The organism is Pseudomonas sp. P4_D7, assembly GCF_056401755.1.
In genome coordinates this window covers 1-15684 of the sequence record NZ_JBFUIR010000049.1, presented here as the reverse complement: position 1 = coordinate 15684, position 15684 = coordinate 1, and the positions used below count along the sequence as shown (strand labels likewise).

Annotated in this window: 17 protein-coding genes; 5 read left to right on the top strand and 12 right to left on the bottom strand. The window is 58.2% G+C overall.

Annotated elements, in window-relative coordinates:
• Positions 1-50 precede the first annotated feature (50 nt).
• Positions 51-914 (bottom strand): DMT family transporter, encoded by an 864-nt coding sequence (locus AC1DVF_RS23940; RefSeq protein ID WP_477783243.1) that lies wholly within the window; start codon positions 912-914, stop codon positions 51-53.
• Positions 915-1364: 450 nt separating this feature from the next.
• On the opposite strand from AC1DVF_RS23940, the gene AC1DVF_RS23935 reads away from it, so the two are divergent.
• Entirely contained in the window at positions 1365-1898 is a 534-nt protein-coding gene (locus AC1DVF_RS23935; RefSeq protein ID WP_460092323.1) for a hypothetical protein, read from the top strand.
• Between the two features lie 270 nt (positions 1899-2168).
• Here the strand turns inward: AC1DVF_RS23935 and AC1DVF_RS23930 are convergent, their stop codons facing one another.
• Both AC1DVF_RS23930 and cysK read right to left on the bottom strand, forming a co-directional pair.
• Complete coding sequence (locus tag AC1DVF_RS23930; RefSeq protein ID WP_414925680.1) at positions 2169-3107, bottom strand: aspartyl/asparaginyl beta-hydroxylase domain-containing protein; 939 nt, start codon at positions 3105-3107, stop codon at positions 2169-2171.
• A gap of 184 nt (positions 3108-3291) precedes the next feature.
• On the bottom strand, positions 3292-4266 hold the full coding sequence (gene cysK / locus AC1DVF_RS23925) for a cysteine synthase A (RefSeq protein ID WP_095049267.1): 975 nt from the start codon (positions 4264-4266) through the stop codon (positions 3292-3294).
• A 127-nt stretch (positions 4267-4393) separates the two neighbouring features.
• Here cysK and AC1DVF_RS23920 point away from each other — a divergent pair, with 127 nt between their 5' ends.
• Entirely contained in the window at positions 4394-5470 is a 1077-nt protein-coding gene (locus AC1DVF_RS23920; RefSeq protein ID WP_093438171.1) for a DUF748 domain-containing protein, read from the top strand.
• On the opposite strand, the gene AC1DVF_RS23915 is transcribed toward AC1DVF_RS23920, so the two are convergent.
• The gene (locus AC1DVF_RS23915; RefSeq protein ID WP_186622724.1) at positions 5430-5735 is read right to left on the bottom strand and encodes a DUF2442 domain-containing protein; all 306 of its coding nucleotides are present in this window, start codon (positions 5733-5735) and stop codon (positions 5430-5432) included. The genes AC1DVF_RS23920 and AC1DVF_RS23915 overlap by 41 nt on opposite strands.
• A 279-nt stretch (positions 5736-6014) precedes the next feature.
• On the opposite strand from AC1DVF_RS23915, the gene AC1DVF_RS23910 reads away from it, so the two are divergent.
• Both AC1DVF_RS23910 and AC1DVF_RS23905 read left to right on the top strand, forming a co-directional pair.
• Positions 6015-6860: an AAA family ATPase gene (locus tag AC1DVF_RS23910; RefSeq protein WP_025110627.1), complete on the top strand. Its 846-nt coding sequence runs from the start codon at positions 6015-6017 to the stop codon at positions 6858-6860.
• A 25-nt stretch (positions 6861-6885) separates the two neighbouring features.
• Positions 6886-8064 (top strand): vWA domain-containing protein, encoded by a 1179-nt coding sequence (locus AC1DVF_RS23905; protein WP_477783242.1) that lies wholly within the window; start codon positions 6886-6888, stop codon positions 8062-8064.
• A 63-nt stretch (positions 8065-8127) separates the two neighbouring features.
• Here the strand turns inward: AC1DVF_RS23905 and AC1DVF_RS23900 are convergent, their stop codons facing one another.
• From AC1DVF_RS23900 to AC1DVF_RS23880, 5 genes are all read right to left on the bottom strand, one after another.
• Entirely contained in the window at positions 8128-8676 is a 549-nt protein-coding gene (locus AC1DVF_RS23900) for a hypothetical protein (protein WP_093438183.1), read from the bottom strand.
• 118 nt (positions 8677-8794) lie between these two features.
• Positions 8795-9712, bottom strand: coding sequence for a 5-oxoprolinase subunit C family protein (locus AC1DVF_RS23895; protein ID WP_093438188.1), 918 nt, complete (start codon positions 9710-9712; stop codon positions 8795-8797).
• Positions 9709-10413 carry a 5-oxoprolinase subunit B family protein gene (locus AC1DVF_RS23890; protein WP_093438192.1) on the bottom strand — a complete coding sequence of 235 codons (705 nt, stop codon included), beginning with the start codon at positions 10411-10413 and terminating at the stop codon, positions 9709-9711. The genes AC1DVF_RS23895 and AC1DVF_RS23890 overlap by 4 nt, the downstream gene beginning before the upstream one ends.
• A complete protein-coding gene (locus tag AC1DVF_RS23885) occupies positions 10410-11162 on the bottom strand; it encodes a 5-oxoprolinase subunit PxpA (RefSeq protein ID WP_477783241.1) in 753 nt (250 codons plus the stop codon). The genes AC1DVF_RS23890 and AC1DVF_RS23885 overlap by 4 nt, the downstream gene beginning before the upstream one ends.
• A gap of 62 nt (positions 11163-11224) precedes the next feature.
• A complete protein-coding gene (locus AC1DVF_RS23880) occupies positions 11225-12511 on the bottom strand; it encodes an MFS transporter (protein WP_186622714.1) in 1287 nt (428 codons plus the stop codon).
• 159 nt (positions 12512-12670) lie between these two features.
• On the opposite strand from AC1DVF_RS23880, the gene AC1DVF_RS23875 reads away from it, so the two are divergent.
• On the top strand, positions 12671-13585 hold the full coding sequence (locus tag AC1DVF_RS23875; protein WP_477783240.1) for a LysR family transcriptional regulator: 915 nt from the start codon (positions 12671-12673) through the stop codon (positions 13583-13585).
• A 125-nt stretch (positions 13586-13710) separates the two neighbouring features.
• On the opposite strand, the gene AC1DVF_RS23870 is transcribed toward AC1DVF_RS23875, so the two are convergent.
• Genes AC1DVF_RS23870 through AC1DVF_RS23860 form a run of 3 tightly spaced genes read right to left on the bottom strand, consistent with a single transcriptional unit; the run spans position 13711 to position 15555 of the window.
• On the bottom strand, positions 13711-14253 hold the full coding sequence (locus AC1DVF_RS23870) for a DUF2937 family protein (RefSeq protein WP_477783239.1): 543 nt from the start codon (positions 14251-14253) through the stop codon (positions 13711-13713).
• Between the two features lie 12 nt (positions 14254-14265).
• Positions 14266-15042 (bottom strand): class II glutamine amidotransferase, encoded by a 777-nt coding sequence (locus tag AC1DVF_RS23865; RefSeq protein ID WP_008085906.1) that lies wholly within the window; start codon positions 15040-15042, stop codon positions 14266-14268.
• Positions 15043-15057: 15 nt separating this feature from the next.
• A complete protein-coding gene (locus AC1DVF_RS23860) occupies positions 15058-15555 on the bottom strand; it encodes a hypothetical protein (protein WP_034153176.1) in 498 nt (165 codons plus the stop codon).
• Between the last annotated feature and the right edge of the window lie 129 nt (positions 15556-15684).

Below are 15684 nucleotides of genomic sequence, written 5' to 3'. Positions count from 1 at the left end.
AGTGAGCCTGCTCGCGATCGGCGGCCTAAAAGCCGCCACCTGACGATCTGTTAGCTGGTTTTACGGAACACAAACGCCAGACCGACAATGATCAACAGCATCCCCAGCACACTCAACGCCGCCAGGCGATTGCCGAAAATCAGATAGTCCATCACTGCCGTCACCGCCGGCACCAGGTAGAACAGACTGGTGACATTGACCAGATTGCCCCGCGCGATCAACCGATACAGCAACAGCGTCGCCAGCACCGACACCACCAGTCCCATCCACAACACCGGCACGATAAAACCGGTGCTGTGCTCGAAGTGGAACGGCTGAAACGGCACGAAAATCCCGCATAACAACAGACCGGCCAAGTACTGCACCGGCAGCGTACCGAGAGGATTGTCGGTGATGCGTTTCTGCATGATCGAGCCCAGCGTCATACTCGCCAGCGCCAGCAACCCGAACACCATTCCCACCCAGGACATCCCGGCCAGGCTGATGCCTTGGTAAACCACCATGATCAGCCCCGCCAGCCCCAAGGCCAGACCAAACATCCGGCTCGCCGAGCGCTGCCGCTCCATCAACACCACGGTGAGAATCGGCTGCACGCCCATGATGGTCGCCATCACGCCCGGAGTGACTTTGCTGTTCAAGGCCAGTAGATAAAAGATCTGATAGGCCCCCAACAACACCACACCCGTGGCAATCGCAAACAGCATTGGTTTGCCGCCCTTGGGCAACTTGAGCTTGAGCAGCGGCGCCAACAACAAGAGGCCGCACAAGGCAATCGCGAAACGAATTAGCAGAAAGGCAAATGGTGACGCGTGGGCCAGCCCCCATTTGGAGAAGATCGCGCCGCTGCTCCACAGCAGAACGAACAGGCTCGTGGACGCGGCCGCGAGCGCGGTTTTTTTCGACAGGACAAACATGATTACCACCTGTAGTCAGGCAAGAAGCCAACTCAGCCGAAGCTGAAATTCAGTAGGTTTTTCTGGCGGGCGCAGGGGTCAGCAAAAACTGCCGATCAGCCCGAAACGCCAACGCCCGGCGGTGATACGACTGCGCACACCGGCGTGCTACTGACAGGTGGGGGGTAATGACTGATCTGCTTGGGCTGCTGATTCCCGCACGGCACGACGCCAGCGTTGACCGCTGAATCGACTACCGCGTTGCTGAGGGATGCAGGCATTGGCGCAGATCTTTTTTGAAGGGTTGGAAGGTGAGCCATGGGGGCTCACGAGCGCCGACTATAACCAGCGGGCGACATGGATTGCAATGATTTGGACAAAGGGCCAGCAAGGACAGTTGGCCGCAAGGTGAATAGGCTGGATTGCAATCGAGACACCCAACCATGGGGGACAAGGAATGCACAGGATCACATGCCAAGGGAACGGACGTATTTGCGCTACCAGGTCTACAAATCACAGGCTCGACAACAGGCTGCTGTTACTTTCGCAAAACTGCACAAAGACTTGTTGCTGCAAGGGATAGTGGATGTTGATCACTCCAGAGTTCGTTTCGAAGCAATCGATGCTCAAGCGCTGAGTGCCTATGAAGCGTGGTTTGATCCTCATTTCTCTTGGCAAGATGTTGTCAGGTGGAAGGCCAAAGAACCACTGAGCTTCGATTTGGCAATCTGGTTTGATCAGGAGTTATGCGGACTTTGCTTTGCAAACCCTAATCAGAGCCGGTTGCGAGTGAAAATTGTGCGCCTGGAAGGAAAGCCCGATAACGATCACCCTCTCAAAAGCCGAGTAGCGACATTTGCTTTGACCGCCGTGACTCACTTCGCGCGAATCATCGGCAGTACCCAAATTGAAATTCAGGAACCTCTCCCTGGAGTGATTTCCCTGTACCGGCAACTGGGTTTCGAATTCGATTCGGAGGGCAGGCTTGTGAAGCTAATTTGGTAAGACTAGTATCGGACAACTGCTCATTTAATGATCAATGCCGGAGGCACCATGAAGGCTGCCGTTGAAAAAAAGGCGCCAGGCGCCAGATCGATAAAAGCTGATAGAAAACGCTCTTCCGCAAAGTTATCTGAACGGGAGTTGCACCGAATCAGAGAAGCATTGGTGAATCCAGCCGCGGAAGAGCCAGGAGGCGTCCTCGCTGGCGCCTCATTCACCTTCTCTTCATAAAAAAACCGCTCACAAGGAGCGGTTTTTCTACAATATCCAGCCTCAGCCAAACAGCCAATACCCCAACAACGTCAATACCACCACCGCCAGCACCGGACGCATCACGCGGTAGGCTTTCGGATGACGGCGTTTCCACTGCTTGACCACTCCACTGAACTTGTCGCTGAAGTTCTTGCTCCAGGCGTAGGCCTGGTTGATCCCGCCGACGCGTTCATCATCAAGGTTCTGCGGTGCGGTGGCACGGCCGAGCCAGGCGCTGATGGAGCGGTTGATGCGGGTCATGAGGCGGTTGCTCAGCGGACGCTCGACGTCGCAGAACAGGATCACGCGGGTCTTCTCGGTTTCATTCTTGACCCAATGCACGTAGGTCTCGTCGAACATTACGTCTTCACCGTCACGCCAGGCATAAACCTGACCATCAACAAAGATCCGGCAATCGTCGGAGTTTGGCGTCGACAAGCCGAGGTGATAACGCAGCGAGCCGGCGAACGGATCGCGGTGCGGGTTCAAGTGGCTGCCACCCGGCAACAGCGCGAACATTGCGCCTTTGACGTTGGGAATCGCACTGACCAGCGCCACGGTTTTCGGGCACAGGGTTTCGGCCGATGGCAGCGGTTTGTCGTACCACTTGAGGTAGAAACGTTTCCAGCCCTTCTTGAAGAACGAGCCGAAGCCGGCGTCGTTGTTCTTTTCTGCCGCGCGAATATAACCCTCGTCGAACAGGTGCATGGCCTCGTCGCGAATTGTTTCCCAATTGTCGCGCAGCACGTCCAGTTCCGGAAATTTGCTGCGATCCAGGTACGGCTTGGACGGCACGCCGGAGAACAGGTACATCAGGGCGTTGTACGGAGCGAACAGCGCCGAGTGGTTGACGAACTGGCGCAGAACCGGCAAACGCGCCTTGCCGCGCAAATGCACATAGAGGATGCTGCCCACGAACAGCAGCAGCACCAATACCTTGGCGGCTAACGAAAAGGTCATCAACGACTCCTTGAATAAAGACAACGCTGCGCAATGCCCTTTACCCGGCATGGCAGCCGGCCATGATAAACACTACCGGCGCCGGGCAAAACCCGCCTTACACAAGATTCAGTGTTAAGAATTGCGCAACAAAGCATTTATTAGCATAACGATCCTGAACCCCGGCTGATCTGAATCAACTGGATTACTGCTGAGTCTCCTGCTCAGTGAACAGATCGCTGAACAGCATGCTCGACAGATAACGCTCGCCGGAGTCCGGCAGAATCACCACGATAGTCTTGCCCTGCATCTCCGGCGTCTCCGCCAAACGCACCGCGACTGCCATCGCTGCACCGCAGGAGATGCCGCATAGAATCCCCTCTTCCTGCATCAAGCGCAGGGCCATGGCCTTGGACTCTTCGTCGGTGACCTGCTCGACCCGGTCGACCATCGACAGATCCAGGTTCTTCGGCACAAAGCCGGCACCGATCCCCTGAATCTTGTGCGGGCTCGGTTTGATTTCTTCACCCGCCAGCGCCTGGGTGATCACCGGCGACGACATCGGCTCCACGGCCACCGACAGAATCGGTTTGCCTTGGGTATTCTTGATATACCGCGAAACGCCGGTGATGGTTCCGCCGGTGCCGACGCCCGCTACCAGTACATCGACGGCACCGTCAGTGTCGTTCCAGATTTCCGGACCGGTGGTCTTTTCGTGAATGGCGGGGTTGGCCGGATTATCGAACTGCGATGGCATGAAGTACTTGTCAGCATCGCTGGCAACGATTTCGGCCGCCTTCTCGATTGCGCCTTTCATGCCCTTGGCCGGCTCGGTCAACACCAGTTCGGCGCCCAGAGCCTTGAGGACTTTACGGCGTTCGATGCTCATCGAGGCCGGCATGGTCAGCATCAACTTGTACCCACGGGCCGCGGCAACAAAGGCCAGACCGATCCCCGTGTTGCCCGATGTCGGTTCGACAATGGTCATGCCCGGCTTCAGTTTGCCGCTGCTTTCGGCGTCCCAGATCATGTTGGCGCCAATCCGGCACTTGACCGAGTAACCGGGGTTGCGCCCCTCGATCTTGGCCAGAATGGTCACGCCACGCGGCGCTATGCGGTTGATCTGCACCAGCGGCGTATTACCGATGGAATGGGCGTTGTCAGCAAAAATACGGCTCATGGCTGGGTCCTTATGCAGCGTTGAATTCAGCCTTCCAAGGTATGCCTGTTGCCCATCACAGTCCAGTCGGGTCGAACGTCTGCGCGACGTAACAGTCAATCGCTTACATCGTCAGGGAATTGCCGTCATGAAGCGTCGCTACAGTTGGCCACTAGGGATTTTCGCCGTCGTCGTTGTGCTGCTGATCGCACTGCACATCGCCCTGCCTTACATGGTGCGCGACTACCTGAACGGCAAACTGGCGGACATGGGTGACTATCGGGGCCAGATCACTGATGTCGACCTCGCCCTATGGCGCGGCGCCTACAAGATCAATGGACTGAAGATCGTCAAGGTCGACGGCAAGGTACCGGTGCCGTTCGTCAATGCACCGCTGATCGATCTGGCGGTCAGCTGGCATTCGCTGTGGTATGACCATGCCGTCGTAGCCCAGGTGAAATTCGTCAAACCTGAGATTAACTTCGTCGACGGCGGTGCCAACAAGCAGAACTCTCAAACCGGTCAAGGTACCGACTGGCGCGCACAACTGGGCAAATTGCTGCCGATTACCCTCGACGAGGTCCAGATTCACGAAGGCAAAATCACTTTCCGCAATTTCAACTCCAAGCCACCGGTCAATATGAACGCCACCAACGTCGAGGCCAGCATCTACAACCTGACCAACGTGGTCGACAATCAGGGCAAACGTGACGCACGTTTCGAAGGCAAAGCGCTTTTGCTCGGGCATGCGCCACTGGAAACCACTGCCACCTTCGACCCGCTGAGCAATTTCGAAGACTTCCAGTTCCGCCTGCGCGCCAAAGACATCGAACTCAAGAGCATGAACGACTTCGCCTCCGCCTACGGCAAGTTCGACTTCAACGCAGGCCACGGTGACGTGGTAATCGAAGCCCAAGCCAAAAAAGCCCAGGTCAACGGCTACATCAAACCCCTGCTGCGCGACGTCGAAGTGTTCAACTGGCAGCAGGACGTGGAAAACAAGAACAAGAGCATTTTCCGCTCGGTCTGGGAGGCCATCGTCGGCGGCTCGGAAACCGTGCTGAAGAACCAGGCGAAAAATCAGTTCGCCACCAAGGTCGAACTCAGCGGTAACGTGCATCAGCAAAACATCAGTGCATTCGAAGCGTTTTTGCAGATTTTGCGCAATGGATTCATACAGGCGTTCAACGCCCGGTATGAGCGGCCGAAGCCGGATGCGGGTTAGGGTTCATTTCTGGAAAAGCATCCAGATATAGAGTATCGGCGCCAATCTGAATATCCGGGGCCGGCCATTCAACGGTCCAACCTTTATCGCCCAAGATGACAGTCGCAAAGACTTGGGGATCAAGCAAAGGCTGCAACTGCTTACACGTTTGAATATCTCGACTTAAATCGAGTGTCAGCGCTCGACCATCAACAAAGTCCAGTGCAAGCCGGCAATCAGAGAGTGCAGTAACTGCCGCCAAGCGTGGTCGTTTTGTGGATAGCATCAATTCAGCGCCTCCAGGCACATGGGGACTGCTTCGCAGCCCAGCGGGAGCAAGCTCCCTCGCCACAGATTCAGCGGACATCCTGAAGGCTATCGCCAAATCGGCGATACCTGAATACTGGCCATCGGCCGAGACTGAGTCAACATGTGACGCCCCATTCAGAGACTGAATAAGCCGTCTGCGTTCACAGTCGACCGGGCTGCGCGTTATAGTCGGGCATCCGATTATTTCGCCCCCGCCCTGCCCGTCAGGTCGGCGTTACCGTTCGAGGATTAGCAGATGAAGTTCGAAGGCACCCAGGCCTACGTCGCCACCGATGACCTGAAGCTGGCAGTCAACGCCGCCATCACCCTGGAACGGCCACTGCTGGTCAAGGGCGAGCCGGGCACCGGCAAGACCATGCTCGCCGAGCAACTGGCCGAATCGTTCGGCGCCAAGTTGATCACCTGGCACATCAAGTCCACCACCAAGGCCCATCAGGGTCTCTACGAATACGATGCGGTCAGCCGTCTGCGCGACTCGCAATTGGGCAACGAAAAAGTCCACGACGTGCGCAATTACTTGAAGAAGGGCAAGCTCTGGGAGGCTTTCGAGTCCGAGGAGCGGGTCATTTTGCTGATCGACGAAATCGACAAGGCCGACATCGAATTCCCCAACGACCTGCTGCAAGAACTCGACAAGATGGAGTTCTACGTTTACGAAATCGACGAGACCATCAAGGCGAAAAAACGCCCGATCATCATCATTACCTCCAAYAATGAGAAAGAGCTGCCGGACGCCTTCCTGCGCCGCTGCTTCTTCCATTACATTGCCTTCCCCGACCGCACTACCCTGCAAAAAATCGTCGACGTGCACTACCCGGACATCAAGAAGGATCTGGTCAGCGAAGCGCTGGACGTGTTCTTCGACGTGCGCAAGGTGCCGGGCCTGAAGAAGAAGCCGTCGACCTCAGAGCTGGTCGACTGGCTGAAGCTGCTGATGGCCGACAACATCGGCGAAGCGGTGCTGCGTGAGCGCGATCCAACCAAGGCGATTCCGCCACTGGCCGGTGCTTTGGTGAAGAACGAACAGGACGTGCAATTGCTTGAGCGCCTGGCGTTCATGAGCCGTCGCGGCTCTCGCTAAGCACTTGTAAGCAGGGGCCATCGTTATGCTGCTCAACCTCTTCAATGAAATGCGTGCAGCCAAGGTGCCAGTGTCGGTGCGCGAGCTGCTCGACCTGATCAACGCGCTGAAACAGCGCGTGACCTTCGCCGACATGGACGAGTTTTATTATTTGTCGCGGGCGATTCTGGTGAAGGACGAACGTCATTTCGACAAGTTCGACCGCGCGTTCGGCGCCTACTTCAATGGCCTGGAAAAGCTCGACGATCACTTGCAGGCATTGATTCCCGAAGACTGGCTGCGCAAGGAGTTCGAGCGTTCGCTGACGGATGAGGAGCGTGCTCAGATCCAGTCCCTTGGTGGCCTGGACAAGCTCATCGAAGAGTTCAAAAAGCGTCTGGAGGAACAGAAGGAGCGCCACGCCGGCGGCAACAAATGGATTGGCACTGGCGGCACTAGCCCGTTCGGCTCCGGTGGCTTCAACCCGGAAGGCATTCGGGTCGGCGATGCTGGCAACCGCCAGGGCAAAGCCGTGAAAGTCTGGGATCAGCGCGAGTACAAGAACCTCGATGATTCGGTGGAATTGGGCACGCGCAACATCAAAGTCGCCCTGCGCCGCTTGCGTAAATTCGCCCGTCAAGGCGCAGCGGAAGAGCTGGACATCGACGGCACCATCGACCACACCGCCAAGGACGCCGGTCTGCTGAATATTCAGATGCGCCCGGAACGGCGCAACACGGTGAAGTTGTTGTTGCTGTTCGACATCGGCGGCTCGATGGACGCGCACGTGAAGATCTGCGAGGAACTGTTCTCGGCCTGCAAGACCGAGTTCAAGCATCTGGAGTATTTCTACTTCCACAACTTCATTTATGAATCGGTGTGGAAGAACAATATGCGCCGCACCTCGGAACGCACTTCGACCCAGGACCTGCTGCACAAGTACGGCGCCGACTACAAAGTGATCTTCATCGGTGACGCCGCCATGGCGCCGTATGAAATCACCCAGGCCGGCGGCAGTGTCGAGCACTGGAACGAAGAGCCGGGTTACGTGTGGATGCAGCGCTTCATGGAGAAGTACAAAAAGCTCATCTGGATCAATCCGTACCCGAAAGACACCTGGGGCTATACCTCGTCGACCAATATCGTGCGGGATCTGATCGAGGATCAGATGTATCCGTTGACGTTGCGCGGGCTTGAGGAAGGGATGCGGTTTTTGTCGAAATAACGGCCAGAGGGGTTCCCACGTGAGCGTGGGAACCCTCAATTCCGTACGGAATCGGTGGCCGTTTTACCAACCTGATGCGAGATAGGTCTTGCAGAGCCTGTCCATAAAAACGGTGTCCTGAATCGCCGGCCCGACTGAGGCAGTTTTTTGCCCGCGACGTTTTTTCTTCCCTTTGGCGACCACTTTCACCCCACCGCTTTCCAACTCTACCCTGCGAGTTTTTTCAATATCCGTTTCAGAACTCAGGGTCATTTCACTCTTCATCTCGCCCTCTGGCGACAGAAAACGAAACCTGACCCGGGTCGCCTCCGTTTCGCAGCTTTTCCCCTCGGCAATCAGTTCCATGGATTGACCGCGTGCCTCTGTGCGGTGATTCCAGTGAAACATTCGCATCATGTCGACCGTTGCGGTGGACATGAATGTCTCGATACGCGCAACGATGTCCTGATTACCGGCATGTTCGGCGTCCAGTCGTTGCACATTGTAGAAACGATCGATGCTCGCCCGATAAACCGGCACGCTGCCCACATCCTCATAAAAACCGACAATGTGCCCATCGACACGGTTCGCACACTCGCCCTCTGACGGGGCCATCACTTTCATAAAACGCATCTGTAACTTCCTTGTAAAAGATGAAGACCGATAGTTCCACACCCTCTCGACGCGTGATGTAGGGCGACTTACCAAAGTGTCAGGAAACGTCTCGGTCTTCAGTCCGAAATACGGACAATTACAAGTAGGACTTCAGGTAGTTGATATGGTCGTGCCATGCACGTTCCTGCATGACCGGGGTGAACCGAACCTTGTCACCCGGCAGACGCTGCGCCAGCCGCGCCAGCGCCAACGGCGTCAACGCCCCCAAGCGTGGATATCCACCAATGGTCTGGCGATCATTGAGCAAGACGATCGGCTGCCCGTCCGGCGGCACTTGCACCGCACCGAGCGGAATGCCTTCGGAAATCATCGGTTGTCCCTGATAGTGCAAGGCGCTGCCCAACAAGCGAATGCCCATGCGATCAGCGCGACTGTCCACAGCCCAGGTCGTGTTAAACACATCAAACAGGCTCTGTCCGCTGAACTGGCCGATCTGCGCGCCGAGTACCAGATCCAGCGGTGCATTCGATTTCAGATCCGGCTGCAACGGCAAAGGCACTTCCCGCAGCAGCCGCGATTCACCGCAATAACTCAGCACCGCCCCTTTCGCCAACGGTAAGCCCATGCCATCAAGTCCACCGAGTTCTTCGCGGACAACCGTGGCGCTACTGCCCAAGACCTGCGGTGCTTGAAAACCGCCGGGCGCGGCCAGATAAGCCCGGGCACCAAGCAACGGTTGAGTGAGTTGCAACGTCTGCCCTTTGCCCAACTTGAAACTGCGCCACGGCGCCAGCGGCTGCCCGTCGATCCGTGCGGCAAGATCCGCACCGGCCAAGGCCAGCCAACACTCCTCTTCGGCCACCACGGCCAGGCCGCCGAGGGTGATTTCGATCACCGCTGCGTCCAGTTCATTGCCGAGCAGCCAGTTGGCCCAACTCATCGAACACCAGTCTGCCGCGCCGCCCTGGGTCACGCCCAGATGCCGCACGCCGAAACGGCCCGCGTCCTGCAACAGGCACAGCGGTGTACTCGCTTCAATCCTCAGTCGGCTCATGCCAGCGCCTCCAGTGGTGTGTCATCGCCGCCCAGATTGATGAACTCGGCATGACTGACCGCTTCGAATTGCACCGTGTCGCCCGGTTGCATCAGGCTGTAGCCATCCCGTGTGCGATCGAACAGTTTCGCCGGAGTGCGGCCGATCAGGTTCCAGCCACCGGGCGAGACCACGGGATACGCAGCGGTTTGGCGCTCGGCAATGCCGACACTGCCCGCGGCGACTTTCTTGCGCGGCGTGTTAAGACGTGGCGCCGCCAGAACCTCTTCGACCAGCCCCATAAAGGCGAACCCCGGTGCGAAACCCAGGGCGAATACCTGATATTCACGTCCGCTGTGACGACGGATCACCTCCTCCACTGCTAGCCCGCTGCGCTCGGCGAGCAGGCTCAATTCTGGCCCGACGCTGAGGTCATACCAGACCGGCAACACATGACATTGACCGCCAGTTCGTGCATTCGGCGACAGGTCGATCAACGCTTCGGCGATCAATTCCCGCGCCTGACTCGGGTTCAGTGCAGTCAGATCGTAATGCACCATCAACGTCGTATAGGACGGCACCAGATCGATCAGTTGCGCGCCGAATGCCCCGCGCAAACGCTCACTGGCAGCGAGCATCCACGGCATGTTGGCTTCGGCGATCTCATCAAACAGACGCAGCATCAGGCAATCCAGCGCCACCACTTCAATCCTTGGGTTCATGAGGCACTCTGCTGATTCAAGGCCTCGCGAATGCGCTGCACGGCGGCCACCGAACTGGCGTTATCACCGTGCACGCAGAGGGTATTGGCGTGCAGGCGCAAGGCGCTGCCATCGCTGGCGGCGAGGTTGTCACCACGGGCAATGGTCAGGGCTTGTTCAATGATTTTTTCCGGGTCGTGATGCACCGCGCCCGGCAATTGTCGTGAAACCAGTTTGCCAGCACTGTCGTAAGCACGGTCAGCGAAGGCTTCGAACCACAGGTTCACGCCATACTCATCGCCGATCTGCTGCGCGGCGGCGTTGTGGCGGGTGGCCATCAGCATCAGCGGCAGGCTGCGGTCGTAAGCGGCCACCGCCTGAATCACCGCACGCAATTGTGCCGGGTTGGCCATCATGTCGTTGTACATCGCGCCGTGGGGTTTGACGTAACTGACACGCCCGCCCTGGGCTTTGCAGATGCCATCGAGGGCGCCAATCTGATAATGCAGGATGTCTTGCAGCTCTTGCGCCGAATACGCCATGGAGCGACGGCCGAAACCGACCAGATCCTGATAGGCCGGGTGTGCACCGATTTGCACACCGTGGCTCAGGGCCAGGCTGACGGTCTTGCGCATGATGCTCGGATCGCCGGCGTGGAAACCACAGGCCACGTTGGCGCAATCGATGAAGGGCATGATTTCGGCGTCCAGACCCATGGTCCAGCTGCCGAAGCTCTCGCCTATGTCGCAATTCAATAGCAGGCGGCTCACGGTGAACACTCCTGTAGGTGCTTGTCTTTTTATCTGTAGGACTTTGCTTTGCAGGTTATCAGTTACTGCGCATCGAGTTGCTTGCCACGGGTTTCCGGCAGACTCAGTGCCGCGATAATCACCACGCCGTAGGACACCGCCGCGAAGGCGCCAATGCCGACGCTCAACGGCACCTTCTGGCTGAGCAGGCCGATCAGCAGCGGAAACAGGGCCGCCAGCGCCCGACCGATGTTGTAGCAGAAGCCCTGCCCCGAACCGCGAATTCGCGTAGGGAACAGCTCGGTCAGAAATGCGCCCATGCCGCTGAAAATCCCCGAGGCAAAGAAGCCCAGCGGGAAGCCCAGCCATAGCATCACGCCGTTGCTCACCGGCAGTTGCGTATAGAGCAGAACGATGGTGAACGAACCGACAGCGAAGAGGATGAAGTTCTTTTTCCGCCCCAACAGATCAGTCAGATAGGCGCTGATCACATAGCCGACGTAGGAACCGACAATCACCATGGCCAGATAGCCGCCGGTGCCGAGTACGCTCAAGCCGCGTTCGTTTTTCAGGAAGGTCGGCAGCCAGGAAGTGATCGCGTAATAGCCGCCCAGCGCACCGGTGGTCAGCAGTGAAGCGCGAAACGTTGTGAAGAGCATGCCGGAGGCGAAGATCTCGTAGAACTTCGACTGAGTCTCCGGCGTTTGTTGGGCCTTGGCCTCGCGATATATCTCCGGATCCTTGACCAGACGACGGACAAAAATCACAAAAATCGCCGGCACGATGCCAAGAATAAACAGCGCGCGCCAGGCGTCTTCCGGCGGCAACACCGAGAACAGCAGCGCATACAAAATCGCCGTCAGCCCCCAACCCAGCGCCCAACCGGATTGCACCATGCCCACCGCTTTGCCTCGGTCCTTGGCGCGGATCACCTCGCCGATCAGCACTGCACCGGCCGTCCACTCGCCGCCGAAACCGAAGCCCATCAAGGTACGTGCGATCAACAGTTGTTCGTAGTTTTGCGCGAAGCCGCAGAGAAAGGTGAAGAAGGCGAACCACAGCACGGTGAGTTGCAAGGTGCGTACACGGCCGATGCGGTCAGAGAGAATCCCCGCAACCCAGCCGCCGATGGCCGAAGCGATCAACGTGCTGGTGTGAATCAGTCCTGCTTCGCCGGTGGTGATGCCCCACATCGCGATCAGTGTCGGCACGACGAAGCTGAGCATCTGCGTATCCATGCCGTCCAGACCGTAGCCGATCTTGCAGCTCCAGAACGTGCGACGCTCCTGCTGATTGATGTTGCGATACCAGTCGAACGGCCCCGGACGCGCCGATGCCGTGGATGTTTCTAGGGTGTCGGGAGCACGCATGGCTTATCTCCGCAGGTTTTTTATTGGTCTTGTTCGTAGCCCCGACGACGCCTATCGTGGGAACCGGATGCGTCGATTTTTCGTCGCGCGGCCCTGCTGCGTCCAACGAATAAAAACCCGACCTAGCCATAAGAAAAATTTGTCACCCGAGCCTTGCCCATGAACCTGAAGTTTCTCGAGACCTTTGTCTGGGTCGCCCGACTGAAGAGTTTTCGCCTGACCGCCGACAAGCTGTTCACCACTCAGGCGTCGATCTCCAGCCGCATTGCGGTGCTGGAAGGCGAGCTGGGGGTGAAGCTGTTTCTGCGCGATTCGCGCGGTGTCAGCCTGACGCCCGAAGGCTTGAAAGTGCTGGAATATGCCGAGCAAATGCTCGACACGATGTCGGCGCTCAAGCAATCGATCGAAACCCGCTCAAGCAAGGTCGGCCGGGTGCGTATCGGCGTGATGGACACGGTAATTCACACTTGGCTCAGCCCGTTGGTGGCGCAGATGACCGAGCTGTATCCGCGGGTGGAAATCGAGCTGGTGGCGGATACCTCGCTGAACCTCTGCGATCAACTGCAAAAAGGCTTTCTCGACATCGTTCTGCAAACCGATCTGATCCGTCATGAAAGCGTGCGCAGCCTGGAGCTGGCCAGCCATCCGCTGGGCTGGATTGTCGCCAGTAATTCGATCTACAACCGCGACTACGCCGACCTCGCCGAACTGGCCCAGGAACGGATCATTACCTACTCGAAAAACTCCCGGCCGCATCAGGATCTTCTGGCGCTGATGCAGACCAATGGCGTGCCGGCGCCGCGCTTGAATTGCGTGAATTCGGTGTCGGCGATCACGCGGTTGTTGCGCGATGGATTCGGGATTGGTGTGCTGCCGCCCGTGTTGGTGGCCGAGGAACTGGCGCGAGGGGAATTGACCTTGCTGGCGATTGATCAACGGCCACCGAACTTGCAGGTGGTGGTGTCGTGGCGGGTGGGCGTTGAGTGGGTCGAGGAGATTGTGACGTTGTGTCAGCAAGTGTTGGCGGGGTATGCGCAGAAAGTCGGTGATGGTTACATCACCCTCACACCGTGATCGTTCCCACGCTCCGCGTGGGAATGCCGCCCGGGACGCTCCGCGTCCCTTCCAAAAGCCGAACGCGGAGCGTCCGTTGAGGCATTCCCACGCAGAGCGTGGGAACGATCCTTGCTGCGCTGATCTCAGAGACCGCRCACGTCGCGGTCTTCGATCGGCCGGCTCTGGCGCAGACGCCGGCCACCGAGTACGACCCAGTCGATCAAGCGGAACAGGCATTCAATGCCGAACGACAGCAGCAACGCGCCGCTCATGCCCCAGATCATCGCTTCCGGCGTCAGCAGGATCTGGTAGCTGTAGCCATTCCAGGTTTCCTTGCGAATGTCCGGGTCGGCGGCCAGCACCACTTGCAGGAAGCGGATGTACCACGGCCCTTGCATCGCCTGGAACTGCTTGTCCAGCGCGATCTGACGGCTGAGCAAGGTGCTCAGGCTGTCGGCATCGCTGCGAAATACCGGGTCTTCACTGGCGCGGTAATGCGCCACCAGCGCCTGCATATCGCCCTTGAAAAACTGCTCGGCGGTGCCCTGAAAACCGCGCAGGCCGGTCTGCGCCTCGATCAGGTGCGCCTCCACGCGTTTCGCGTAATCGTTGATGAAGCCTGGCACCTGGACACCGATCAACAGGCCCGCCGCAAACAACACCAGCCGTACATAACTGAGCAACATGGGGTGCAATCCTTATTCGGTCTTGCCCTGACTGACGCATTCGCCGCGTCGCCACAGGCTCCATTGGCCCGGTTCGTAGCGGGTCCAGGTTTCGTTTTCGGTCAAAGGCTCGGTGGCGATCACGGTGACCACGTCGTTGGGCGTGGTTTCCGCCTGGAAATCGACGATCACGTCGACATCTTTCAGGCGCGCCGGGCCGAACGGGGCGCGGCGGGTGATCTGGGCGAGTTTGGTCGAGCAATAGCAGAACAGCCAGTCGCCATCGCTGAGCAGGCAGTTGAACACGCCTTTGCTGCGATATTCGGCGCACGCAGCGACCAGATCCGGCAACAGCGCTTCTATATCGACCGGCTCCGGGAATGCTGCACGCACGCGGTTAAGCAAATCGCAGAACGCCGCTTCGCTGTCGGTATCGCCGACCGGCCGGTAGAAGCTTTTGATCGGGGTGAAATCGGCGAGCTGGCCGTTGTGCGCAAAGCACCAGTTGCGTCCCCAGAGTTCACGGACGAACGGGTGGGTGTTGGACAGGCAGACCTTGCCGACATTGGCCTGGCGGATGTGGCCGATGACCACTTCACTCTTGATCGGATAGCGCTGCACCAGATTGGCGACTTCCGACTCGCAACTCGCGGCCGGGTCCTGAAACAGACGCAAGCCACGGCCTTCATAAAAGGCGATGCCCCAGCCGTCGCGGTGCGGGCCGGTGCGGCCGCCGCGCTGCATCAGGCCGGTGAAGCTGAACACGATATCGGTCGGCACGTTGGCACTCATGCCCAGTAATTCACACATGTGCGGACTCTCGGGTTACAGGCGCGGCTCGACCCGCATACGCTGCGGATTGTTTGGCAGAGGTGGACGGCCATAGCGGTCATCGCCGGCGCCGCCAAACGGCTGATCGTCGTCGCGGTCATCAGCGCGGGCAGCTGCTTTGGCGGCCTCTGCCTGTTCACGACGCGCACGGGAAGCCCGTTCGATCGGAAAGCGGATCAGCACAAAGATCAGGTAGATGCCGAAAGCGATCATGCTGTACATGAACAGATCGGAGATCGCTCGCCAGGCGTTGTTGCCGACCTTGAAGGCCAGATCCAGCGCAGTAATGGCGATGGACGGCGCAACTTTGGCTTTCACCGGATCAATGATGGTCGGGCTGAACAGCAACACGGCCATCAAGACGCGCAGCGGTTCGCGCAACCAGCGCCACATCCAGGTGGTCAGGCGCATCCATACCAACAGGCAGCCCACAGCAGCAAAGGCGTAGAGGCCCCAGGCGATCAGATAGTCGTTCTCGGTCATGGTGTCCATGGCAAGGCAGGCAAAGAGGCGCTTATAGTAACGACTTTTCGCCCGTGCGGCTTGTCCCAATACCAGACGGCCAGCAGCAAACCCTGTGGGAGCGAGCTTGCTCGCGAAAGCGGTGGGTCAAACAACATA